This is a genomic window from Psychromicrobium silvestre, from assembly GCF_013408295.1.
GTDB lineage: Bacteria > Actinomycetota > Actinomycetes > Actinomycetales > Micrococcaceae > Renibacterium > Renibacterium silvestre.
Window position 1 is genome coordinate 193,465 of record NZ_JACBYQ010000002.1, and the last position, 22,645, is coordinate 216,109.

The following is a 22,645-nucleotide window of genomic DNA, read 5'->3' on the forward strand; positions in this document are numbered from 1 at the left end:
AATCCCAACTCTTAAATGTCCTTTTCCGACATAGCTTCAGCCAAATCAGTCCACGTGATACCTGTTACCCGGTCTGCGCAAAGCATTCCTTCCGAGCCTGATCCCCAGGCATCCGCGTCAATCAGAAGACTCCGAGCACCTTTCCTGGCTCCGGCGGCTGCGATGAGGCAGGACAGGGTTGAGGCTCCGGCCCCACCACAGCCACCGAGTATCGCAATCAGATTTGCCCGTTCGGGGACCCTATGAAGAGCACCGAGAAACTCCGCCAGCCAGGCTGAGGCTCTCGGTAAGGGCACCACATGGTCAATGCCCGTACTCGTTGCCGCCGCCCACATCTCTGCCTCTTCCGATTCCGGGCCGAGCAGCATGGTTGGCACACCCCGATGACGGGGCGGGTATCGATCCAAGGACTCAATGCTGATCAAGATGGCGGCCACTCCGGATTGCACCGGTATCTCGGTGACCAAAGTGACATCAGCGGCTGCGGCAGCAGTAGCTACTTGAATGCCCAGGGATTCTGAGGAACTCCGGAAGTAGACCGGCTGCCGGGAAGCCGGAGCTACGTTTCTGAGGCTGGATGCGGTGGTCATGGCAATAGCGTGCCGCACTGGGGTTTCCCGGAGTAGCGGTACCCCCGCGGATGTGGGGGAAACTGATCGAAACTGAGCCTTGTGCAGGAGGAGTGATAGGGCTCCCGGCCGAAGCCCCCTCCCCCCCCAGACCAAGCCAGCTCAAGCCAGCTCAAGCCAGCTCAAGCCAAAGAACGAGTAACGGAGCCCAGATAACCCGGACACAATCTGTCCTCAATTCCGCCGTAAATGAGAACGGCTGTCGGCCCGGGGCGGCACAATTGAGGTATGTACATATTGCTCGCGGACTCCGAGGGAGGGAAAGTAACACTCACCCCTCTCGACGCCCGGGGTGAAGCCCAAGCCGAAACGAACCTCGTTGATCGGACAAATCTTCCAGAAGCGGTGCGTGACCGAGAGAGCCGAAACAGTCCACGCTGGGTCTGGGACCGCGCCCAAAACTGGTACCCAGCCCTTCTGGAAGCCAAGGTCAGTGTGGAACGCTGCCATGATCTGGCTCTCTGCCGCCCCATTCTCGCCGGTTCCGAACTCACCCTGGAAACGGATTACCCTCGCGATTTCGTGCCGATCGAAGAACCCCTAGATACCGCTCCAAGAGGCTTTTTCAACCCAAATCAACAAAGCCTTTTCGATGACCTCGACCAAGCCAGCCGCAAGCGCGGACCGGAGAGCACCGAACTCATCGCGGAGTTACGCGCCCAGTTGGAGGCGGTCAGCCAATCAAAGAATCCACAGCGCCTACAGCTCTTGCTCGCAGCCGAATCCGCGGGAGCCTTGATTGCTGCTGAGATGCAGCACTCTGGAGTTCCTTGGCGCACGGATCTGCACGAGAAACTTCTAGAGGAGACGCTGGGACCGCGCCCGGATAGCTCGGCCCTGGGCATCCAAAGGCCAGCCAAAATGGAAGCCCTCCTTGCCGAGCTCAGAGAGAAACTCGGCGGAAATCCTTTCAACCCCGACTCTCCGCAGGAGCTGATGCGGGCACTGCACCGAGCCGGTATTGAGGTCAAAACCACTCGCAGCTGGGAGTTGCAACAGTCGAAACACCCCGCGATTGCTCCTTTACTTGCCTATAAGAAGCTCTCCAGACTCTTCAGTGCCAACGGCTGGAGTTGGCTGGAGCAATGGGTGAAGGACGGAAGATTCCGCCCGGAGTATGTTGTGGGCGGCGTGGTCTCCGGACGTTGGGCTTCCCGGGGCGGCGGAGCCTTGCAAATCCCCAAGCAAGTTCGTGGCGCCGTACACGCCGATCCGGGGTACAAATTGATCGTGGCCGATGCCGCTCAGCTGGAGCCCCGGGTACTGACGGCGCTAGCTCAGGACAGCAAAATGGCCGAAGCCGCGCAGGACCATGACCTTTACGCCGGCATCGCGGCCCAGGGCTTCGGTGGGGACCGCGCCAAGGCGAAAATCGCCCTGCTGGGCGCCATGTACGGTGCCACCACCGGCGAATCCGGCCGACTTATGCCGCAGTTGGCGCGTACTTACCCACAAGCCGTTGGCCTAGTTGAAGCGGCCGCCCGCGCCGGAGAGCGTGGCGAAATCGTCACCACCAAGCTCGGCCGCAGTTGCCCGCCACCGTCCGAAAGGTGGCTCCAAGCTCAACGCAGCACCACCGAGCAAGAGCAGCGCTGGGCGGACAATCTGGCTCGATCCCGGGGGCGTTTCACCCGGAATTTCGTGGTTCAGGGCACCGCTGCCGAATGGGCATCCTGCTGGCTGGCCGAATTACGACGCGGGCTAAGGGCACGTCCTGGGCTCGGTGCCGAGCTCGTGTTCTTCCTCCATGACGAGGTTATGGTGCACAGCCCGGAATCCTCGGTGGAGCAAGTCAATGAGCTGATCGAAGGGGCCGCAAACTCGGCCGCGGAGCTGATATTCGGAAAGGTACCGATCAATTTTCCGGTGAGCATCGCCGTCGTCGATCACTACGACCAGGCGAAGTAGCGGCTCACAAAGGGGCTGGCATTTCCTGGCTGTGATCCCAGGGGTGGGACCAGCCCAGCTCATCAAAAAGTCTATTGAGGATGCCTCCGGTGAAGCCCCAGATCACCGCGTCCTGAACCAAAAAGGCCGGGCTACGAAAGGTATTCGATCCGCGCGTAATGGTAGAGGTCCGCCGCAGCTCGGGGTTGAGTAAGTCTCGCAGCGGAGCCCGAAAGACTCGCGCAGACTCGGCCAAATCCACCGCAAAGACTTCCGACGGCGCAGCCCACCAAGCGAGCACCGGCGTCACCATGAAATTACTTACCGGCAACCCGGTAGCTGGCAACTCAGCCAAAATCTGCACCCCGGCGGGGTCCAGCCCGGTCTCCTCCACCGCCTCGCGTAGTGCGGCCGAACTCTCATCGGCATCCTGCGGTTCCAGGCCACCACCGGGGAATCCGATTTGGCCCGGATGATCATCCAGGGTGGCGGCCCGCTCCACCAGAAGCACATCACAATCCTCAGGCTCGGCGTCCGCTCCCCGTAGGTCGCTACCGAACAGGATAAGGACCGCGGCATGCCGGATGGTTGCCGGGTCCATAGTGATATCCCGGATCTCGTCGCGCATTGCCGAAACCTTTCCGGCGGCGGCCCGTGCGGCGAATTCTTGAAGGTCCGTCAAAGCACTCATCTGGGCACTACGTTCTTCCGTTGAAATTCCTGCCTGAGCTCCGCGGCCGCGGAGGTATCGGCGAGCATAGCAGCCAGCAGCGCCTCATTTCCCGGCGCAAGTTCGTACTTGAGCAACTTGGCAGCCTTGAGCGGGTCGGTCTCACCCATGCCGTAGGAAGGACACAAACCAGCCACCGCACAGGCACCACAGGCGGGACGGCGGGAATGGCACACCCTTCGACCATGGAAAACCACCCGATGCGAGAGCATGGTCCACTCCGATCGCTCAACCAGAGTGCCAACTTCTTGTTCCACCGCTACCGGGTCCTCGGACTCGGTCCAGCCAAAACGGCGGGCCAGGCGGCCAAAATGAGTATCCACGGTGATTCCAGGCACCCCGAAGGCATTGCCCAGCACAACATTCGCGGTCTTCCTGCCCACTCCCGGGAGCGTTACCAGCGCCGCCAGCGAACCCGGCACCTCGCCGTCGTACTCATCGACAATCCGGCTGGCCAGGCCCATCAGAGATTTAGCCTTCGCCCGGAAAAAGCCGGTCGGCCTAATGATCTCCTCGAGTTCTATTGGCTGAGCCTGACTCAGCGCACGCGCATCCGGATAGCGGGCGAAAAGCGCCGGAGTGACCTGGTTGACCCGCACATCCGTGGTTTGCGCCGAGAGCACGGTGGCGACAAGTAGCTCAAAGGGGTTGCTGAAATCCAGCTCTGCATGCGCGTAGGGGTACTGCTCGGCGAGCGTCCGATTGATCTTCCGCGCCCTCCGCTTGAGCGCCAGCAAGGATTCCGCCGAGGCGCGCTCGGGCGTCCTAGCCATCCTGTGGTGCACGCTCAATATTGCGCAGGTCGCGCAGCAACCCCACCTTGCCTTCCGGGCTTTGCACTACGTAGTCGTAGCCACGATCTTGCAAGGCCAGGAACCAGCTTCCGGGTTCGATGTTATAAAGGAAAGCTCCGCTGTGCTCATCCACCACAGCCTTGGGTTTGTCCACCGCGAACCAGAAGGCTTCCTGGACCAACTCACCCGCCGTGTTCTGGTTTGGTCGGCTCGCGGGATCCACGGTTGCTGCGAAGCTCTCCGGCTCTTTGGCTTCCACCGGAGCGGACGACGCCGGCTCCTCGGCTTCTGGGGCAGCGGCAACTTCGGGCTGAGGTTCTGGCTCAGCCGGGGATTCAAATTCCTTGGCAGCTTCCGGCGCAGAGGCAGCGGCTTCGAGTTCGGCGGCCACTTCCGGTTCCGCTGCTGGTTCCACGACGGGCTCATCCACGGACTCTGCCACTGGCTCCGCCGCCGGCTGAGACTCTGCCGCAGCTTCAGGCTCCGAATCGGTGGGAGGTTCGCTAGCAACCTCGGGCGCTACAGCGGCTCCAGTAGCTCCGGCAGTTCCGGCTGCCTGGGTGAGCGGATCAACGAAAGTCGAGCCAGCCACATCAACGGGCGCCTCCGCCGCAGCGGGCTCCGGTGTAGTTGCAGGCGCTGCCTGCACGGCTGGAGCTACCTGGGCGGCTGGAGCTGCTTGGACTGGCGCCGTTACCTCGCCAAAGGCAGGGATCCAGCGGGCCAGCACGGTAGCGGCCAACAGGACCAACGCGCCAATCAGGGCGATCACCATTCCGACCAAGGATCCGGCCCCGGTCACCACCTGCAGGAAGAAGTAGGCGACCGCAAAGGAGGCCACCACGGAGCCGAACTGGTCAACGGTCAAGGTGCCAATCACCAGTTTGCCCGTGGGGTTGACCCGTCGGGCGACCAAGAGCCCGAGTACAACCAGCGGTAGCAAAATGCCGACGGCTAGGAAGAACAAGGCGGAGGTAGTCCAGAAATTACCTATCCCTGGACGTACAAGAGGGATGAGCGTGCCGATGAATATCACTATCACGGCAGCTATCGCCACCAGGTCACGCAGCGAAAACGGACCCAAGACCGCTCTGGCGGGCTGCTGCTGGGGCTTGCCCGTCGCCGTCGGCTCAGCTGCCTTGGCTGATACCTGGCTAACGGCAGTAGTCTCTTGTGTCTCGCTCATTTTCATCTCCTTGTCGGTCCGCGCTCATTCCCTTTTCGACGCGAACCTCCCCTACAGACTAGTAACCCGGCTAGGCAAACCCAAAGCACTCCTGAGTTCAAGGACGCTCAAGAGTGGTCAGTTTGGCTCATAATCGGCACCACTTGGCGTACCAGAACTTAACATCCTGTGAGCTGGGACACCATCACGGAGCGAGGAGCGCTAGGGTAGAAATCAATCCAGATACTTCTAAAAGCTGAGGTCAAAGATGAGCGAGAATCCACCGAGCGAAGCACTCGAAAATCTGCTGCACGAGAATCGCAAGTTTCCACCGAGTCCGGAGTTCGCCGCCCATGCCGTTGCGCAGCCCGAGCTTTACCAGGAGGCTCAACAGGACCGGCTGGCGTTTTGGGCAAAACAGTCTCGGGAGTTGCTGAGCTGGAGCAAGGATTTTGAGCAAACCCTGGATTGGTCGGATGCGCCCTTCGCGAAGTGGTTCGTCGGCGGTGAGATCAATGCCGCTTACAACGCCCTAGACCGGCATGTGGAAGCAGGCATCGGGGATCGGGTAGCGATCTATTGGGAGGGTGAACCCGGCGACTCCCGGCAGATCAGCTACGCCCAGCTGACCGAAGAAGTGAAAAAAGCCGCTAACGCCTTCGAGGCGCTCGGCGTCGCCAAGGGCGATCGGGTAGCGATCTACCTTCCGATGATCCCCGAGGCCGTTATCTCGATGCTAGCTTGCGCCAGAATCGGTGCCATTCACTCGGTGGTCTTTGGCGGGTTCTCTGCCGATGCCTTGCGTAACCGGATCGATGACGCGGAAGCCAAGCTCGTGGTGACGGCGGACGGCACCTATCGCCGAGGAGCCCCCAGCTCGCTTAAGCCAGCGGTGGATGAGGCCCTCGTCGCTCCCGGGCACACCGTGAACCACGTGGTGGTGGTGAAACGTAACGGCGAGCCGGTGGCCTGGACTGAAGGCCGTGATCTTTGGTGGTCCGAGACCGTGGAAACCGCCGATCCGGAACACACCGCCGTGCCACACGATTCCGAGCATCCACTTTTCATCCTCTACACCTCGGGCACCACGGGTAAGCCGAAGGGCATTCTGCACAGCACCGGTGGTTATCTGACCCAGACGGCATATTCACATAAGAATGTCTTCGATCTGCGCCCGGAAACCGATGTCTATTGGTGCGCAGCCGATATCGGCTGGGTGACCGGCCACAGCTATATCGCTTACTCACCCTTGGTGAACGGCGCCTCGATGGTGATGTACGAAGGCACTCCGGACACTCCACACCAGGGCCGCTGGTGGGAGATCGTACAGAAGTACAAGGTGAGCATCCTTTACGCTGCCCCAACCGCCATTCGGACCTTTATGAAGTGGGGCCGGGAGATTCCAGATCAGTACGATCTGTCCTCGCTCAAACTGCTCGGCTCGGTGGGCGAACCCATTAACCCCGAGGCTTGGATGTGGTACCGAGAGGTGATCGGCGGCGGCCGGACTCCAATTGTCGATACCTGGTGGCAGACCGAAACAGGTGGCATGATGATTTCCCCGTTGCCAGGCGTCACGGCAACCAAGCCCGGCTCAGCCCAGGTTCCGCTGCCCGGCATCGAGGTCGATGTGGTTGATGACCTGGGGGTATCGGTGGAGAACGGCCAAGGCGGTTACCTGGTAGTCAAGTCCCCGTGGCCGTCGATGCTGCGCGGCATCTGGGGCGATCCGGAGCGCTATAAGAACACTTACTGGTCCCGCTTCGACGGCATGTATTTTGCCGGCGACGGTGCCAAAAAGGATGAAGACGGCGATATCTGGCTGCTCGGCCGGGTGGATGACGTGATGAATGTTTCCGGTCACCGGCTTTCCACTACGGAAATCGAGTCCGCTCTGGTGAGCCACGAGTCCGTGGCGGAGGCCGCCGTCGTCGGAGCTGCCGATGAAACCACCGGGCAGGCTGTGGTCGCCTTCGTTATCCTCCGGGGCTCCGCCGTGGACGATCCTGAGATTGAGCAGACCTTGCGGAACCACGTTGGCAAGGAGATTGGCCCGATTGCCAAGCCTAAGCGGATCTTGGTGGTGCCGGAACTGCCGAAGACCCGCTCCGGCAAGATCATGCGACGGCTACTCAAGGACATTGCGGAAGGCCGGGAAGCCGGAGATGCAACCACCCTGGCCGACGCCGGAATCATGCAGCTGATCTCCGAAAGCCTCAAAAAGTAACCCGCGTCTTCCCCTCCGTCCCATTCAGCCCGCCTACGCCCTCCCATCTATCCCACTGAGTGTTACCAGAGTGAAGAACGTCCACGTTTTGCGGGCTCGTCTGCCACTTCTGTAACACCCAGTGGGACAACTGGGTAAGGAATTGGGACGGATGGGTGCGGGGTTTGGGGTAGGCAGGGGTAAGAGGGAGTTAGAACTGGGTTTGGGGCGGGTTTCCGAAATCACGGATCGGCAAGCGAACACCACCTTGCAGGGCGGATTGATGTGCAACGATACCCGGCAGCGTGAATCGCGCAGCGACCCAGGCGTTAACCGGCGGGAGCGCTTGATCCGTGACGGCTCGGACAAAGTCATCGGCCAGAAAATGATGGCTACCCTCGTGTCCGTTGGGTGCCCCAATGTACTCCGTGGGCAAGCGCTCCACGTCATGGACCTGAGCATGACCGGAGACGAAGGCTGAGCGAAGCGCGGGAGCAACATGCTGCAGAGACGGATCGTCTAGGGACAGGGTGTCGTCCGTGGCGAGTTCGTCCGAGACGTCGACAACCTTCTCCTTATCCTGCCAAAGACTGACAGTGGCCAGTTGCTCAAAGCTCGCCTCGGTGCCGAAAAACCGGAACCGTGATTCTCGGATCGGGCTGGGATAGCCCACCCTGCGCATCTCGTTGGTACGCACCACGGTGCCGTCGTTGAGTTCGAAAAGGGCGCTCGCATTCGAGAAGTCATTACCAAATTGGCTAACCTCGCGGTCGAAAACCCCGTCACCCCGATCATCGACCACACCTAGGCAGCTCACGCTCACGGCATGACCGGGCAGCGCGCCCAGCACTCCGCCCAGCGCGTGGGTGGGATACAACATGGGCGGGTAACTCGCCGTCGTCTTCCAATTCTCGCCGCCGCTGTACTGGTACGCCTCGTAAAAGCCGAGGTCCATATCGTGCACATAGTCTCCCTCGGAGTAGAAGATCCGGCCAAAGGCCGCTCCGTGTTTTCGGGCATAGACGGTAGCGGGGTTGTAGTAACTGGTCTCGCCCATCATGTAGACCAGTCCGGTCTGTCGAACGGTCTCGATAATGGCGGCGATCTCCTGCTCCGAGATCGCCATCGGAACCGCGGAATAGACGTGTTTTCCGGCCCGGAGTGCCTGAACCACCAAGGGGCCATGCGTCCAGCGCTGGGTGAAAATTGCGACGGCGTCGATCTCGGAGGAAGCTAACATTGCCTCGAAATCGGGAAAGGTTCCCGCCAAACCCAAGGAGCGACTCAGCTCCTCCGCCCGCTCCGGCAGCAGATCGGTAGCGAAGACCTGGGCGACGTCAGGATGACGCTGAAACAGCTCCGCAAATTGACCGGCAAACTGCCCAGCCCCGACCATACCTAACGACATTCCCATGGTGTCTCCTTCGTTTTTATGTGATCCAGCTCATGCCTACTCGTAATATTATGGTCCTTTTTGTTCCTTTATGGGATAACTTGATCTATTCTTGGGGCAAAGATCGCGGACGTCTCGACATAAATCCGCGATCCCACCAGTTTCATTAGGGAGAGATGATGTCCGCAGCGCAGCACTCGTCATTTGTTCGACCAAATCAGCTCGTAGGCCGCCGTAGCCTACTCAAAGGCCTCGGCATCGGCGCGGTGGCTCTTGCCGGGGCTCCGCTGCTAGCAGCGTGCGGCGGTGGAAGTAGCTCGAGCTCCAACAGCTTAACTTTCGGTTCCGGCTCCTCCGATGACGTACCCAAGCGGGCCTACGAAGCCGTAATAGCCGCCTTTAAGAGCAAAACCGGAAACAATGTGACCGCAAACGTGGTTCCACACAACGACTTCCAGAACAAGATCAACACCTACCTACAGGGCAGCCCCGATGACGCCTTCACCTGGTTTGCGGGATACCGGATGCAGTATTACGCGCAGAAGGGTTTGCTTGCCTCCATCGATGACGTCTGGGACAAGATCGGTGGCAACTTCTCCGACGCCCTGAAAAAAGCCTCAACAGGCGCGGACGGCAAGAAATATCTGGTCCCCAATTACAACTACCCCTGGGGCTTCTTCTATCGCAAGAGCCTCTGGCAGGCCAAGGGCTACGCCGAGCCGAAGACCTTCGACGAGCTCAAAGCCCTCTGTGCCACGATGAAGAAGGACGGCCTGATTCCGATCGGCTTCGCCGATAAGGATGGCTGGCCCGCAATGGGCACTTTCGACTACATCAACATGCGCTTGAACGGCTTCCAGTTCCATACGGATTTATGCGCCCATAAGGAAAGCTGGGATCAGAAGAAAGTCAGCGACGTCTTCGACACCTGGAAAGCCCTGCTGCCCTATCAGGACCCGGCAGCCCTGGGACAGACCTGGCAGGATGCGGCCGGTGCGCTAGCCGCGAAAAAGACCGGCATGTACTTGCTGGGCTCCTTCCTCACCCAGCAATTCACCGACCCCGCCATCCTGGCAGATATTGAGTTCCTGCCTTTCCCCTCCATCGCGGTGGAAGGACAGGAATCGGTAGAAGCTCCTATCGACGGTTTAATGCTTTCCAAAAAGGGCGGGCAGAACCAGGCTGCACGAGATTTCGTCAACTTCATCGGCACACCGGAAGGGCAGAACGCCTATTACAAGGTGGACACCTCAAACTTGCCCACTGCCAAGGGCGCTGACACCAGCAGCTACTCCACCCTGAGCAAGAAGCTCTCCGAAACCATCGCCAATGCCAAGAACCTCAGCCAGTTCTTTGATCGGGACGCGTTGCCTGCCATGGCTAGCAACGTGATGATTCCGGCTTTGCAGAGCTTCATTAAGGACGGCAGCGTGGATGTTAAGAATCTGGAATCACAAGCCAAAACGCTCTACGCCGCCCAGTGAGCGATAGCGAGACGATGACACTCTCCACAAGATCCGGCAAAGCCGCCGGAAAACCTCGGAAACTGAAACGGCTCTCTCGCCGCGACATTGTGGCTCTCTCCTTCATGGTGGGCATTCCCACCCTGATCGAGTTGTTACTAGTCTGGGGGCCAACGCTGCTTTCCATCGGGCTGTCCCTCACCCGTTGGAATGGCCTTGAACTGAGTGACCTGAAGTCGGCCGGCCTCGACAATTACCGGTTCATCGCGCAGGACTACCCACCCTTCTGGCCAGCCGTTGGACACAATGTGCTTTGGCTGCTGTTCCTCGGGGTGATCGGCACCCCACTCGGGCTACTGCTTGCGGTGTTGCTTGACCAGAAAATTCGCGGCAGCAGGATCTACCAAAGCATCTTCTTCATCCCTGTGATGCTTTCGATGGCGTTGATCGGGGTGATCTGGCAGCTTTTCTACAACCGGGACAACGGTTTGCTGAACTTTTTGCTGGGCACCGCGGGAACACCTCAAGCGGTGGATTGGTTTGGTGATTCCTCGGTGAACATCTGGGCGGCTATGATCGCGGCCACCTGGAGACATGCAGGGTATGTAATGATCCTCTACTTAGCCGGCCTGAAGGGGGTTGATCCCACCCTGAAAGAGGCAGCGTCCCTGGATGGCGCGAATGCCAGGCAGACCTTCTTCCGGGTGGTCTTCCCGGCCATGCGCCCGGTGAACATCATCATCGTGGTCATCACCATCATCGAATCGCTGCGAGCCTTCGATGTGGTTTGGGTGATTAACCAGGGCAAAAACGGCCTGGAGTTGCTCAGCGCGCTGGTGATCCAGAACCTAGTTGGCGAAGGCCAAGTGATCGGCGTCGGCTCCGCACTCGCGGTGATCCTGCTGGTGATCTCCCTGGTTCCTATCGTCTGGTATCTGATCCGCACCTTCCGGAGAGAGGACCGAGCATGAGCACCGTTACCCGAGAAAAACCCGCCGTCCGGAGTGCCGGCGAGCGCCGCGATAAGAAAACTAAGTGGCACTGGGGAACTCACCTCTTCCTGGCAGTGATGGCGGTAATCTGGCTCATTCCACTGCTGTGGAGCATCTACACCGCGCTACGCCCGAAGGCATCGACCGATGCCCACGGCTATTTCAGCATCGCCGGTGACTTCAATTTCCAGAATTTCATTGACGCCTGGACTCAGGCCGGTCTACTAAAGTACCTAGGGAACTCGGCGCTGATCACCATCCCCACCGTGCTCATCACCCTCTTCCTGGCCTCGATGATGGCGTTCGCGGTCAGCCGAGTCAGCTGGAAGTTCAACGTCACCTTGCTGATCTTGTTCACGGCCGGCAATCTGCTTCCACCACAGGTGCTAGCGGCCCCGCTGTTCGAAATCTTCAAGCATATTGAGCTGCCCTATTCGCTGAGCCCGTCCGGCAGCCTGCTGAACACCTCCTTCGCGGTTATTGCGGTGAACACAGCCTTCCAAATCGGTTTCTGCACCTTCGTACTGAGCAACTACATGAAGGCACTCAGCGCTGACCTGACCGAGGCTGCCCTGGTGGACGGCGCTGGCATCTGGCGACAGTACTGGTCAATCATCATGCCGCTCTGCAAGCCTGCCATCGCTGCGCTGGCCACCCTAGAAGTTATCTTCGTCTACAACGACTACTTCTGGCCGCTACTCTTCATTCAAAGCGGCGATTTGCTGCCAATCACCGCGGGGATCAACAACCTACAAGGCCAGTTCCTTTCCAACTACAATCTGATTGCAGCGGGCGCTATCATCACGGTGCTGCCCACGCTGATCATCTACCTTTTCCTGCAACGTCAGTTCGTCGCAGGGCTAACCCTCGGTTCCAGCAAGGGCTGAGGACCCAGTTCCAGAACAAACCGACCACGCACAAGGGAATGCACATGTCCATGGAATACGTCACCCGCAAACTGGGGGACGAAACAACCCCACGGGCCTTCGCCTTCGGTGCGGATTACAACCCGGAGCAATGGCCGGAGGACATCTGGGAGGAGGACATCCGGCTGATGCAGGAGGCCGGAGTCAACCTGGTCAGTGTCGGAATCTTCTCCTGGGCACTACTGGAGCCGGAGGAGGGTCGCTACGATTTTGGCTGGCTGGATCGGATACTCGATCTGCTTCACGCCGGTGGCATCCGGGTGGACTTAGCGAATGCCACGGCTTCCCCTCCCGCCTGGTGGGTGCGCAAGTATCCGCAGGCGCTACCGGTAACGGTCGACGGCGTCCGGTTGGGTTTTGGCTCCAGGCAAAGTTTCAGCCATCACGCCCAGGAGTACCGCCGTGCCGCCGCTGCCCTCACCCAAGCGATCGCCGACCGCTACGCCGGGCATCCCGTCGTCGTACTCTGGCACGTCCACAATGAATACGGTTGCCACAATATCCCTGATTACTCCGCGCAGGCCGAGGCACCGTTCCGACGTTGGTTGCAGAAGCGCTACGGCGATCTTGAGGAGTTGAACACCGCCTGGGGAACGGCTTTCTGGTCTCAGCACTACTACGACTGGGAAGAGATCCAGCCGCCACGGCGCAGCGGAACCTTCATCAATCCTTGCCAGCAACTCGACTGGGCGCGTTTCACTTCCGATTCACTGCTGGAATGTTTCAGTGCCGAGGCGCAGATCCTGCGGAAGGCTTCCCCTCATCCGGTGACCACCAATTTCATGGGCTTCATGCCCAATGTCCATCAGCCCACGGACTACTGGCGCTGGGCCGAGGAACAGGACGTGGTTTCCAACGACCACTATCTAATCGCCGAGGACCCCCGTAATTTCCAGGAATTGGCGATGACCGCGGATCTAACCCGCAGCCTGGCACAAGGCAAGCCCTGGCTGCTGATGGAGCACTCCACCTCGGCGGTGAATTGGCAGAACCGTAATATCGCCAAAGCCCCGGGCGAGCTGCTGCGCAACTCCCTACAACACATTGCTCGTGGGGCGGACGGGGCGTTGTTCTTCCAATGGCGTGCTTCCGCCGCCGGGGGCGAAAAGTTCCATTCGGCGATGCTTCCGCATGCCGGTACCGACACCAAGGTTTGGCGCGAAGTACTGGAACTTGGCCGCTCACTCAAGGCGATCGCCGAGGTTGCTGGGTCCACGGTGGCCCCGGCTCCGGTAGCGATCTTGCACGATACGGATTCTCGCTGGGGGCGTGAACTGGATTCCCATCCGCACAACGAATTGGACGGCATCGCGGAGACTCGTCGCTGGCACGACGCCTTTTATCGCGCCGGAATCGGCACCGACTTCCGGCGCAGCACCGACGACCTGAGCTCCTATCGGGTAGTGATCGCGCCTATGCAGTACGTCATGACGGACGCCGGGCGAGCCAATCTGGAAGCCTTCGTGCATTCCGGAGGTCGGTTGGTCGTGACCTTCTTCTCCGCTATCGTCGATCAAAATGAACATATTCACCTTGGTGGCTATCCCGGGCCGCTCCGGGAACTGCTGGGAGTGCGGATCGAAGAGTTCTTCCCCTTGCGCCAGGATGAGACGATTGAACTCGGGCGCTTCGGCCAGGGGCGAGAATGGAGCGAATTGGGGCGGACGACGACGGCCCGGAGCTTGGCTGATTACCTCTCGGGAGCGGTACAAGGCTCCCCCGCCGTAACGGTCAACGATTTCGGTGCAGGCCAGGCCTACTATGTGGGTACCCAACTTAACCGGGAGGGGCTTGACGAAGTGCTTGGCTTGATCGGGGCGGATATTGCCCCGGCGGTGTCTGGATTGCCTGCGGAGGTGGAAGCGGTGAAGCGGATGCGCGAAGGACAGGAATGGCTTTTCGTGATCAACCACGGCACACAGCAGGTGGAGACCGCACTGAACGGATTCGAATTGCTGAGCGGCACCGAGTTGAATGGTGAGTTGAGACTGCAAGCCGGCCGGACCGCCGTCGTTAGATTAGACAAGATCAGATTAGACACAGGAGATGCCCATGCTCGCTGATGCGAGACGTGCCGTGATCGTCGAGATGGTGCAACGGGAAAGAGTGTTGCGCGTTGCCGATCTGGCACAGGCACTTGAGGTCTCGCTGATGACCGTGCGCCGCGATATTGATGTACTGCACGATGCGGGAGCGGTGGAGAAGATCCACGGCGGCGCGAAAGCTCGAGCCGAGCCGAGCATGTATGAGCCGGGCTTCGAGGTGAAATCCACTCAGGCTCAACCGGAGAAGGACGCCATTGCCCGGGCTGGCGCCGCCTTGGTGCAAGAAGGGATGGCGGTAGGGCTGAGCGCCGGAACCACCACCTGGACACTGGCCAAACGACTCAGCGCCATGAACCGACTGACCATCGTGACTAACTCGGTCCGAATTGCCAGCGTGTTCTATGAGACTCCCTCGCAGAATACGGTGCTGCTGACCGGTGGCGAGCGAACTCCCTCCGACGCCCTGGTGGGGCCAATTGCCACCCATTCGCTGAGCCAGCTACACCTTGACCTCCTTTTTCTGGGAGTACACGGGGTGGATCCCCAGGTGGGCTTTACCACTCCGAACTTACTTGAGGCGGAGATGGATCGTGCCCTGATCGCGGCTTCCCGTCGAGTCGTTGTGCTCGCCGATCACAGTAAATGGGGCATTCTGGGGGTTTCCTCGATCGCTTCTTTCGAGGAAGTCGATGAGATGATCTCGGATGACGGGCTGCCCCCTGAGGCAGTTGAGGCGATTCGCGAGAGGCTCGCTTCGCTGCGTATCGTCAGTGTCCCGCAGCCATAAGGCATACTGAAGACATGACTTCCAGTGGTGTGATCTTGGTTCTCAACGGACCGAACCTGAACCTGCTCGGCAGCCGTGAACCGGCCGTTTATGGCACCTCAACCCTGACCGATATTGAAGCCTTGTGCGCGGAAACCGCTACCGCCAACGGGTTCACCGTCCGCTGCGTGCAGTCGAACCACGAGGGCGTGCTGCTCGATGAGATCCACGCTGCTCGCGAGAGCGCTTCCGGGATAGTCATCAATGCTGGTGCCTATTCGCACACCTCCGTCGCTCTACGCGACGCCCTAGCCTCGGTAGGCCTGCCCACGGTCGAAGTGCATATTTCGAATGTCCACGCGCGTGAGGATTTCCGGCACTTCTCCTACCTTTCGGCGGTATCCGATGCGGTAATCGTCGGGGCCGGGATCAATGGTTACCGCTTAGCCGTCGAGCAGTTGGCTACTATCGTCCGACGCTGACTCTGCGTTTAGATTCCGGCGTTTAGCTTCTGTTGTCTGGTTTCGTGCGTTTAGTTTCGTGCGGTTCACCATGATTTACTTCTGCACGCAACTACCCGAGGACACCTGCTGTTGCAGGCCCGCGGCTTGTTTCACCACGGGTGCAATTTCGGCCAGGGTAAAGGCGTAACCCACCTGAATATCTGAATCGGCCTTCGCGAAGACCACCCCTGTTACGTTGCCGTTCAAATCGAGCAGAGGCCCACCGGAATTGCCCGGCTGAACGTCTCCGGCAATCTGGTAAACCTCCTCAAAATGCTTATTTGCGCCGTAGATATTCGGCACCAAAACCTGCCCTTTGCTCTGCACGGCAGCGGGCTTGGATTGGAAGGGTCCGCCCAAAGGGTAGCCATCGAAGGCTGCCTGCGCACCAAGAGCGAGGTCTGAGCCCAGACTTAAGGGCTTCACCTTGAGTCCATCTACCTCGATCACCGCAAGATCCTGCTCTGAATCGAAGTAGACGATCTTTCCTGGCAGGGCGCTGCCTGGGACTTCAACCACCGGCTGACTCACCCCGGCCACCACATGGGCATTCGTCATCACCCGATTCTCGGAAATCACGAAGCCTGAACCGGTCTGGTTCTGCCCACATTGAAAGGCTGTCCCGGTGATCTTTAGTACGGACTGCCCCGCCTCGTTGAGTACCGGGGTGTCCGTACGGGCATCCGGCGGGGAGACCGGAGTAACCGGTGCAAGCTGATTGAAAAGCTGAGGAATGCCCTCGCTGACCACAGTGGACCGCAATTGGGCGATCGCCTGCTTCAGAGGCGTGGGCGTCAGCGAATCGATGGTCCGGATCACCCCGGAGCCGCTGATTGCCGAAGAAAGAAAGGGGATGCCCAGGGCTGAAATACTAAATGCCACCGGAGAGATCAATAAGGCAGCAATAACCACGGCCGCCACCGCACCAAGAACGCGGTTAATGGCACGAAGCGGCTTGAGCTTGACTCCTTTGCTGAGCTGCCTGCCAAGCACAATGCCTAGCCAATGCCCCACCACCATGAGTAGAAGCGCGGCAGCTACGACGGCGGTCAGTCGCCAGCCGGAGTCGGTAACCCAGCTGCTAACCACGGGCACCGCAAAAAAAGCGGCAACAGCGCCGACCGCAAAGCCAAGCACCCCGCACAAGCTGATCAGCAAGCCAACTCGCCAGCCATAGAAAAGCTGCCAGATCAGCAAGCCAATCAGCACGATATCAAGCAGTGTCAGTCCGAACATGTACCTTCCTCCGCACCGCTAAAAGCGGTGCTGCGTCGAAGTGCCAGTGTACCGATCCGGGCTGACATTTTGATGTGCAGGACTGTAGGCGGACTGTGATTCCGGTGCTCGGCCAGAAAGTTCTGGGCTTCTAATAAGTCCTCTTTGTGAGGGGCAAATCGTCCGAGAATGCCAAATACGTCACATTCCAGGCAAATATCTGAAACAATTGCCTCAGTACAGCATTGAAACGTTACTCAGGAGAATTCATGGACATCGAGGTACTTCGTCGGGCACCACTTTTCGCGACGCTTGACGATGAGGCATTCCGGTTGCTCACGGATGAGCTCACCGAAGTTGACCTTTCTCGTGGTGCCTCGGTTTTTCATGAGGGCGATCAGGGCGATCAGCTCTACTTCATCGTTTCTGGCAAGGTGAAGTTGGGACGCACCGCAGCTGATGGGCGAGAGTCACTTTTGGCTATCCTGGGCCCTGGCGAGCTTTTCGGCGAAATGGCACTTTTCGATCCGAGCCCCCGCACCGCCACGGCCACCGCCGTTTCCGAGACTCGCCTGGCTGGACTGCGAAACGATAGCCTTCGTGCCCTGCTGCAATCCCGTCCCGAGGTCTCTGCGCAGCTTCTGCAGGCTCTGGCTCGACGGCTTCGCCGCACCAATGACAACCTTTCCGATCTGGTGTTCTCCGATGTACCCGGTCGGGTGGCGAAGGCCCTGATCGACCTTTCCGAGCGCTTCGGGCGTCCGGCCACCGATGGTGTGCTGGTGGCTCATGAGCTGACCCAGGAAGAACTGGCCCAATTGGTGGGTGCCTCCCGTGAGACGGTGAACAAGGCCCTCGCAGAGTTTGTGCAGCGTGGCTGGCTCCGACTGGAAGCGCGGGCCGTGGTGATCCTGGATATCAACCGGCTCCGTCAGCGCAGCCGCTAAGCACTCGATAGTTATCGCCCACCGAGTCAAGGTTCTCGGTGGGCTGGGATGCCCCTAGCGTTCCCGGCAGACCCCGTCGAGCATCGATGCCGAGTCGATCTCCAGTGAGAAGTGGCCGTCTTCCACTATGAGCTTCGGCTGATAGGAATTCGCCGGACGGGCGTGATTCAAATAGGCTATGCAGCCGCGGGACATTGCGATCTTGCTCAAGATCACATCGCAACCCGAGCTCACCAATTCACCAAAGGTACGGCCAACGGTGTTCTCAGCGCCAACGTCCTCGCCCAGCGTGGTGGTATCCCGTTCGGCGATGAGCTTGGCCGGGCAAACCCAACTAGCCCACAGATTCTTGCTCTCTAGCGGCGAGGGCGTCTGATTGACCGGGGCCGCCGCCGCGAAGTATCGGGTATTGAAGCGACGATGGGCAAAGTCCGGGCTGATCCAGTTGATAATCGGCTTGAGCAAATCGGTCCGCAACGCGAGCCCGCGCTTATTGAGCATGTCCTGGAAACTGAAATCCTGAGACACGATGCCTTCGCGTTTCTTCATCCATTCGGCAGAAGGTGCCACATCGATCAGTGAGGAAGCATCACTGCCCGCCAATAAAATGCCGGTTTCCTCGAAGGCTTCCCGGATCACCGCGACAATGTGTTTACGCGCCAAGGTGTCATCGGACATCCCCATGGTCTTGGCCCACGCTGCGGGGCTGGGCCCGACCCAGTCCACCTCGACGTCGTCGGTGGTTTCCACACTGCCGCCCGGAAAGGCGACCGTGCCGAGCGGTGAGTAGCCGCGGCGGTAGCTCAGATAAGTCTCAGGCCCGTGAGCGCTATCTCGCAGCAGCACCAAAGAAGAGGCATAACGAGCCTTGGTGGGGGTTCGCTCCCCGTGATCCACCCAGCTCTGAGCGGCTTCGATCTCATCCTGCCAGAGCTGAAAGCGCCGCTTCATTACGGGTTTACTGGAACTCAACAACTAACTCCACCTCCACGGGTGCATTGAGCGGAAGTACGCTCACACCCACAGCGGATCGCGCGTGCACACCGGCTTCACCCAGCACCTCGCCCAGCAGCTCCGAAGCACCGTTAATAACGGTCGGTTGACCGGTAAAGGACGGATCTGAGGCGACAAACCCGACAACCTTGATCACGCGGGTGATCCGGTCCAGATCACCAATCACACTTTTGACGGCGGCCAGGGCGTTCACGGCGCAGATCGCGGCACACTGTTTAGCTTCATCCGCTGAAACCTCTGCGCCAACCTTTCCGCTAGCTGTGAGTTTTCCCGCGATGCTGGGTAATTGGCCCGAGGTGAATACCTGGTTACCGCTGATCACGGCGGGCACGTAGGCGGCTACCGGAGCAGGAACGGGTGGTAAGGCACGACCAAGCTCCGCCAGCCGGCTTTCCACGGCGGAGTTACCGGTCGTGACGGGCTGTTCTGCCGCGTCATTCTGCGCATCGCTCACGGTTACTGCTTCTCCCTCTTGAGGTAAGCCACAAGACCCTTGCCGTCCGGGCCCGGAACCACCTGGACCAGCTCCCAACCGTCGTCGCCCCACTGATCGAGAATCTGTTTGGTGGCATGAATAATGAGCGGTATAGTCGCGTACTCCCACTTGGTCATACCCCCAGATTAGCCTGCCCCCGGTAGACTGAGGAAATGGCTGTTCGAAAGAATCCGATCATCAATACTGCCACCACGCTGGGAAAGCTGCTGGCCTTCTTGGCTGTCAGTGGGCTCTGCGGCGTTCTGGTAGCAGGACTGGTGGTGCCCGCGGTCGCACTGACCGGCTCCGCCACGAGCGCATCGATTGATGCCTTCGACCAGCTACCGGATGAGTTGAAGACCGGCGATCCTGCCGTTGCAACTAAGATCCTGGCCTCCGATGGTTCGCTGATCGCTAACCTCTATACCCAGAATCGTCAGCCCGTCGCCTTCGACAAGATGTCGCCCTTTATAAAGAAGGCGGTCGTGGCCATTGAGGATTCTCGTTTCTACGAGCACGGCGGCGTTGACGCGACCGGCATCATGCGAGCTCTCGCCGCCACTCTGCAGGGCGGTCGCCAAGGCGCCTCGACCATCACGCAACAGTATGTGAATAATAAGATCATCCAGGGCCTAGAAGCCCAAGACAAAGGCGACCAGGCCAAGCTCGGCGCGGATAAGACCGTCGCGGACAAGCTTCGCGAAATGAAGCTGGCGATTGCACTGGAAAAGCAGCAATCCAAGGACCAGATCCTGGCGGGCTACCTAAATATCGTCAACTTCTCCAATGGCGCTTATGGCATTCAAGCCGCGGCGCAGCGTTACTTCGGTGTCGATGCCAGCAAGTTGACCCTAGTTCAGTCGGCGCTGCTGGCCGGAGTGGTCAACAGCCCTTCGTTCTACGATCCGATCGCTAATCCCGATAACGCCAAAAACCGTCGCAATGAAGTGCTGGATAAGATGTTGGCGCAGAAGATGATCAGCAAGAAGGATCATGACACCGCGATAGCCACCCCGATCAAGCTGAACCCAAAAATCCAACCGCAGGGTTGTGCGACTGCTGTAACGGCTCCGTTCTTCTGCGATTACGTAGCTCAGCTCATCCTTAACAACGCTGATTATGGTAAGACTGTGGACGATCGGAAGCGCCTGCTTTATCAGGGTGGATTAACGATTAAAACCACCCTCGATCCCAAAGCGCAGCTAGCCGCACAAGAGCAACAAGACAACACCACGCTGCCCACAGATAACCGTGGTTCAGCAATGGTCAGTGTGGTTCCGGGGACCGGCAAGATCGTTGCTATGGCTCAGAACAATAAGATGTCCACGACCGAGGGACCCGGCAAGACCGCGTTGAATTACAGCATTCCCCAATACGATAGCGCAGGGAATCCGCTAGGTGGTTTGGGTATGCAGGTCGGCTCAACCATGAAGCCCTTTACTTTCGCTGCCTGGCTTGCGGCAGGCAAATCAATGGAGACTATTGTCGATGGTTCCAAACGACGCTACGGCCTCGGCACCACTTGGACTAATACTTGCGGGACGACGACCGGATATTTCGATAGCACTCTAGAAGGCAGTGAGGATCTGCAAAACGATGACGCCACACACTACTACCCGATGTCAGTACTTAACGGTCTGATCAACTCGATCAACACCGTCACCTTTGCCAGTGCATCTCAACTAGATTTCTGCAAAATCAAGCAGATAGCTGACGAGGCAGGGCTTAAGGATGTCGGTAATAGTCTCGACGCTAATAAAAAATCCGTTAAGAAGGCGACGCCTTTGACCTTTTCAAATGCCTCATCACTCCTTGGCACTGACAGCATCGACCCGATAACCATGGCCAATGCCTTCGCTACATTTGCTGCCAAGGGCGTTTATTGCAACCCAGTCGCCATTGAGGCCATCACCGACACTCAAGGAAAATCCTTGAGTGTTCCTACGGCGGACTGTAAGCAGTCGATGGATCCAGAGGTTGCCGCGGGCGTGCTGTTTGGTTTGAAGAACGTGCTTTCTGCTAAATATGGTTCTGGGTCTCTCATCACTCCGGACCGTCGACCGAGTGATATCGGTTTCGATATTGGCGCTAAAACGGGCACCACCAATGGCAACGTGGATACATGGGTTGTCGGCACCACCACCGGCCTGGCAACGGCTTCTTGGTTTGGTAACCCCAAGGGAACTGGCGAGGATCCTGCATATTACAATCAGGGCCCTAATGGCATCACTATTAATAACAAGCACTACAATTCGATCGATGGTTCCGACATTGCCGGTACGGCATTCTCAAACTTCATGTACGCGGTTGCCCCGAGCTATGGACACGATAACTTCCCTCAGCCGCCGAGCAGCATGATCGCTACTCCTTATGTTGCCCCTCCCGTAACACCTGCCAAACCCGGGGCCACCAACGGAGCCACAACTCAGCCGAGCGCGCCTGCAACCACCGGGACAGGTAACAACAATGGAAACGGTAACGGAAAGAAGAAGTCTTGACCGCTCCCACGGTTCGTTCCATTAAACCGTGGCTGCTCGGGCTCGGTACCGTGTCAGCGGCTGGGCTGGGTTGTATCGGTTACGGCGCCTTCATTGAGCAGAATTGGTTCACGCTTCGCCGCGAGTCGCTGAAGATTCTGCCGAGCGGTGCTGCTCCGTTCCGGATCCTGCACCTCTCCGATATCCACCTGAATATCGGGCAGCGTAAGAAGACTGAGTGGCTGCAGGACCTGGCGGGGCTCAAGCCAGACTTGGTGGTCAACACCGGGGACAACCTGACTCACCCCAAGGCCATCGACCCGCTCCTGGAAGCGCTCGGACCGCTTATGCAGTTCCCTGGCGTCTTCGTGCCCGGCTCGAACGACTATTACGCGCCCCGGCTCAACAACCCACTGGCCTATCTGCGCGGCCCGTCCCGGATGCCGGTAAAACGCCAACCGCAACGGCTCGACACCGAGCGAATGCATGCAGGCTTTGGCGCTCGGGGTTGGGTGAATCTGACCAATCGGAACCAGTCCTTGGTACTGAACGGGATTCGCTTCGACTTCTCCGGCGTGGACGATCCGCATTTGCGACGCGAGCGCTACGCCGGCTGGCCCCGCGGCACCGCCGATCAGGAAAACTCACCGCACCTCAAGATCGCCGTAGCTCATGCCCCCTATCAGCGGGTGCTCGATCATTTCACCGAAGATGGGGCAGATCTTTTGCTTGCCGGGCACACTCACGGCGGTCAACTATGCATCCCCGGTTACGGAGCTATCGTGAGCAACTGTGATCTACCTACTTGGCGAGCCAAGGGCCTCCATGATTGGGAAAGCGGGGGGCGCACGACGCCGGTCAATGTCTCCGGAGGCATCGGCACCTCCCGCTTTGCCCCAGTTCGCTTCGCTTGTCGGCCCGAGGCCGTGCTGTTGGAACTCAGGGAGCAAGCTAGCCCGACGTTCGATCTTACAGAATCAACAAAAAACTTCGACTAGGCAGGTAAAGTGTTGTACCA

The 22,645-nt window shown here is 59.1% G+C and carries 20 protein-coding genes; 11 read left to right on the forward strand and 9 right to left on the reverse strand.

All coding sequences use genetic code 11. The features are described 5' to 3' along the window. Positions 1 to 11 precede the first annotated feature (11 nt). Positions 12 to 590, reverse strand: a complete 579-nt coding sequence (locus FHU41_RS08970) for a CpaE-like family protein (RefSeq protein ID WP_179389351.1) — start codon at positions 588 to 590, stop codon at positions 12 to 14. Between the two features lie 267 nt (positions 591 to 857). Here FHU41_RS08970 and FHU41_RS08975 point away from each other — a divergent pair, with 267 nt between their 5' ends. Further along, positions 858 to 2,537 (forward strand): bifunctional 3'-5' exonuclease/DNA polymerase, encoded by a 1,680-nt coding sequence (locus tag FHU41_RS08975; RefSeq protein WP_179389352.1) that lies wholly within the window; start codon positions 858 to 860, stop codon positions 2,535 to 2,537. 4 nt (positions 2,538 to 2,541) lie between these two features. Here FHU41_RS08975 and FHU41_RS08980 read toward each other — a convergent pair whose 3' ends face one another. From FHU41_RS08980 to FHU41_RS08990, 3 genes are read right to left on the reverse strand one after another with little or no spacing between them, the layout of a single operon-like run. After that, positions 2,542 to 3,207, reverse strand: coding sequence for an NUDIX hydrolase (locus FHU41_RS08980; RefSeq protein WP_179389353.1), 666 nt, complete (start codon positions 3,205 to 3,207; stop codon positions 2,542 to 2,544). Then, on the reverse strand, positions 3,204 to 4,019 hold the full coding sequence (nth, locus tag FHU41_RS08985; RefSeq protein WP_179389354.1) for an endonuclease III: 816 nt from the start codon (positions 4,017 to 4,019) through the stop codon (positions 3,204 to 3,206). Before nth ends, FHU41_RS08980 begins: the two co-directional genes overlap by 4 nt. Further along, positions 4,012 to 5,226 carry a hypothetical protein gene (locus FHU41_RS08990; RefSeq protein WP_179389355.1) on the reverse strand — a complete coding sequence of 405 codons (1,215 nt, stop codon included), beginning with the start codon at positions 5,224 to 5,226 and terminating at the stop codon, positions 4,012 to 4,014. Before FHU41_RS08990 ends, nth begins: the two co-directional genes overlap by 8 nt. A 247-nt stretch (positions 5,227 to 5,473) precedes the next feature. Between FHU41_RS08990 and acs the strand changes: the two genes are divergently transcribed. After that, positions 5,474 to 7,432, forward strand: a complete 1,959-nt coding sequence (gene acs, locus FHU41_RS08995) for an acetate--CoA ligase (RefSeq protein WP_179389356.1) — start codon at positions 5,474 to 5,476, stop codon at positions 7,430 to 7,432. A 190-nt stretch (positions 7,433 to 7,622) separates the two neighbouring features. Here acs and FHU41_RS09000 read toward each other — a convergent pair whose 3' ends face one another. Further along, complete coding sequence (locus FHU41_RS09000) at positions 7,623 to 8,825, reverse strand: Gfo/Idh/MocA family protein (RefSeq protein ID WP_179389357.1); 1,203 nt, start codon at positions 8,823 to 8,825, stop codon at positions 7,623 to 7,625. Between the two features lie 158 nt (positions 8,826 to 8,983). Between FHU41_RS09000 and FHU41_RS09005 the strand changes: the two genes are divergently transcribed. From FHU41_RS09005 to aroQ, 6 genes are read left to right on the forward strand one after another with little or no spacing between them, the layout of a single operon-like run. Further along, positions 8,984 to 10,288, forward strand: a complete 1,305-nt coding sequence (locus FHU41_RS09005) for an ABC transporter substrate-binding protein (RefSeq protein ID WP_246279585.1) — start codon at positions 8,984 to 8,986, stop codon at positions 10,286 to 10,288. 14 nt (positions 10,289 to 10,302) lie between these two features. Next, positions 10,303 to 11,238, forward strand: a complete 936-nt coding sequence (locus FHU41_RS09010) for a carbohydrate ABC transporter permease (RefSeq protein ID WP_179389359.1) — start codon at positions 10,303 to 10,305, stop codon at positions 11,236 to 11,238. Further along, on the forward strand, positions 11,235 to 12,146 hold the full coding sequence (locus tag FHU41_RS09015) for a carbohydrate ABC transporter permease (RefSeq protein ID WP_179389360.1): 912 nt from the start codon (positions 11,235 to 11,237) through the stop codon (positions 12,144 to 12,146). Before FHU41_RS09010 ends, FHU41_RS09015 begins: the two co-directional genes overlap by 4 nt. A gap of 44 nt (positions 12,147 to 12,190) precedes the next feature. Next, on the forward strand, positions 12,191 to 14,248 hold the full coding sequence (locus FHU41_RS09020) for a beta-galactosidase (RefSeq protein ID WP_246279586.1): 2,058 nt from the start codon (positions 12,191 to 12,193) through the stop codon (positions 14,246 to 14,248). Continuing rightward, a complete protein-coding gene (locus FHU41_RS09025; RefSeq protein ID WP_179390379.1) occupies positions 14,238 to 15,017 on the forward strand; it encodes a DeoR/GlpR family DNA-binding transcription regulator in 780 nt (259 codons plus the stop codon). The genes FHU41_RS09020 and FHU41_RS09025 overlap by 11 nt, the downstream gene beginning before the upstream one ends. Positions 15,018 to 15,031: 14 nt before the next feature. Continuing rightward, entirely contained in the window at positions 15,032 to 15,478 is a 447-nt protein-coding gene (aroQ, locus tag FHU41_RS09030; protein WP_179389361.1) for a type II 3-dehydroquinate dehydratase, read from the forward strand. A 75-nt stretch (positions 15,479 to 15,553) separates the two neighbouring features. Here the strand turns inward: aroQ and FHU41_RS09035 are convergent, their stop codons facing one another. Beyond that, positions 15,554 to 16,735: a MarP family serine protease gene (locus FHU41_RS09035; protein ID WP_179389362.1), complete on the reverse strand. Its 1,182-nt coding sequence runs from the start codon at positions 16,733 to 16,735 to the stop codon at positions 15,554 to 15,556. 248 nt (positions 16,736 to 16,983) lie between these two features. Between FHU41_RS09035 and FHU41_RS09040 the strand changes: the two genes are divergently transcribed. Continuing rightward, positions 16,984 to 17,661 (forward strand): Crp/Fnr family transcriptional regulator, encoded by a 678-nt coding sequence (locus FHU41_RS09040; RefSeq protein ID WP_179389363.1) that lies wholly within the window; start codon positions 16,984 to 16,986, stop codon positions 17,659 to 17,661. Positions 17,662 to 17,715: 54 nt separating this feature from the next. Here FHU41_RS09040 and FHU41_RS09045 read toward each other — a convergent pair whose 3' ends face one another. The 3 genes from FHU41_RS09045 to sp36 are packed head-to-tail and all read right to left on the reverse strand — an operon-like array spanning position 17,716 to position 19,287. Next, positions 17,716 to 18,612 (reverse strand): NUDIX hydrolase, encoded by an 897-nt coding sequence (locus tag FHU41_RS09045; RefSeq protein WP_179389364.1) that lies wholly within the window; start codon positions 18,610 to 18,612, stop codon positions 17,716 to 17,718. A gap of 7 nt (positions 18,613 to 18,619) precedes the next feature. Continuing rightward, on the reverse strand, positions 18,620 to 19,129 hold the full coding sequence (locus FHU41_RS09050) for an Atu1372/SO_1960 family protein (protein ID WP_179389365.1): 510 nt from the start codon (positions 19,127 to 19,129) through the stop codon (positions 18,620 to 18,622). A gap of 2 nt (positions 19,130 to 19,131) precedes the next feature. Then, positions 19,132 to 19,287: a Sp36 family protein gene (gene sp36, locus FHU41_RS09055; RefSeq protein WP_179389366.1), complete on the reverse strand. Its 156-nt coding sequence runs from the start codon at positions 19,285 to 19,287 to the stop codon at positions 19,132 to 19,134. A 36-nt stretch (positions 19,288 to 19,323) separates the two neighbouring features. On the opposite strand from sp36, the gene FHU41_RS09060 reads away from it, so the two are divergent. Beyond that, positions 19,324 to 21,648 (forward strand): transglycosylase domain-containing protein, encoded by a 2,325-nt coding sequence (locus tag FHU41_RS09060; RefSeq protein ID WP_179389367.1) that lies wholly within the window; start codon positions 19,324 to 19,326, stop codon positions 21,646 to 21,648. Continuing rightward, entirely contained in the window at positions 21,645 to 22,625 is a 981-nt protein-coding gene (locus FHU41_RS09065; RefSeq protein ID WP_179389368.1) for a metallophosphoesterase, read from the forward strand. The genes FHU41_RS09060 and FHU41_RS09065 overlap by 4 nt, the downstream gene beginning before the upstream one ends. Positions 22,626 to 22,645 lie beyond the last annotated feature (20 nt).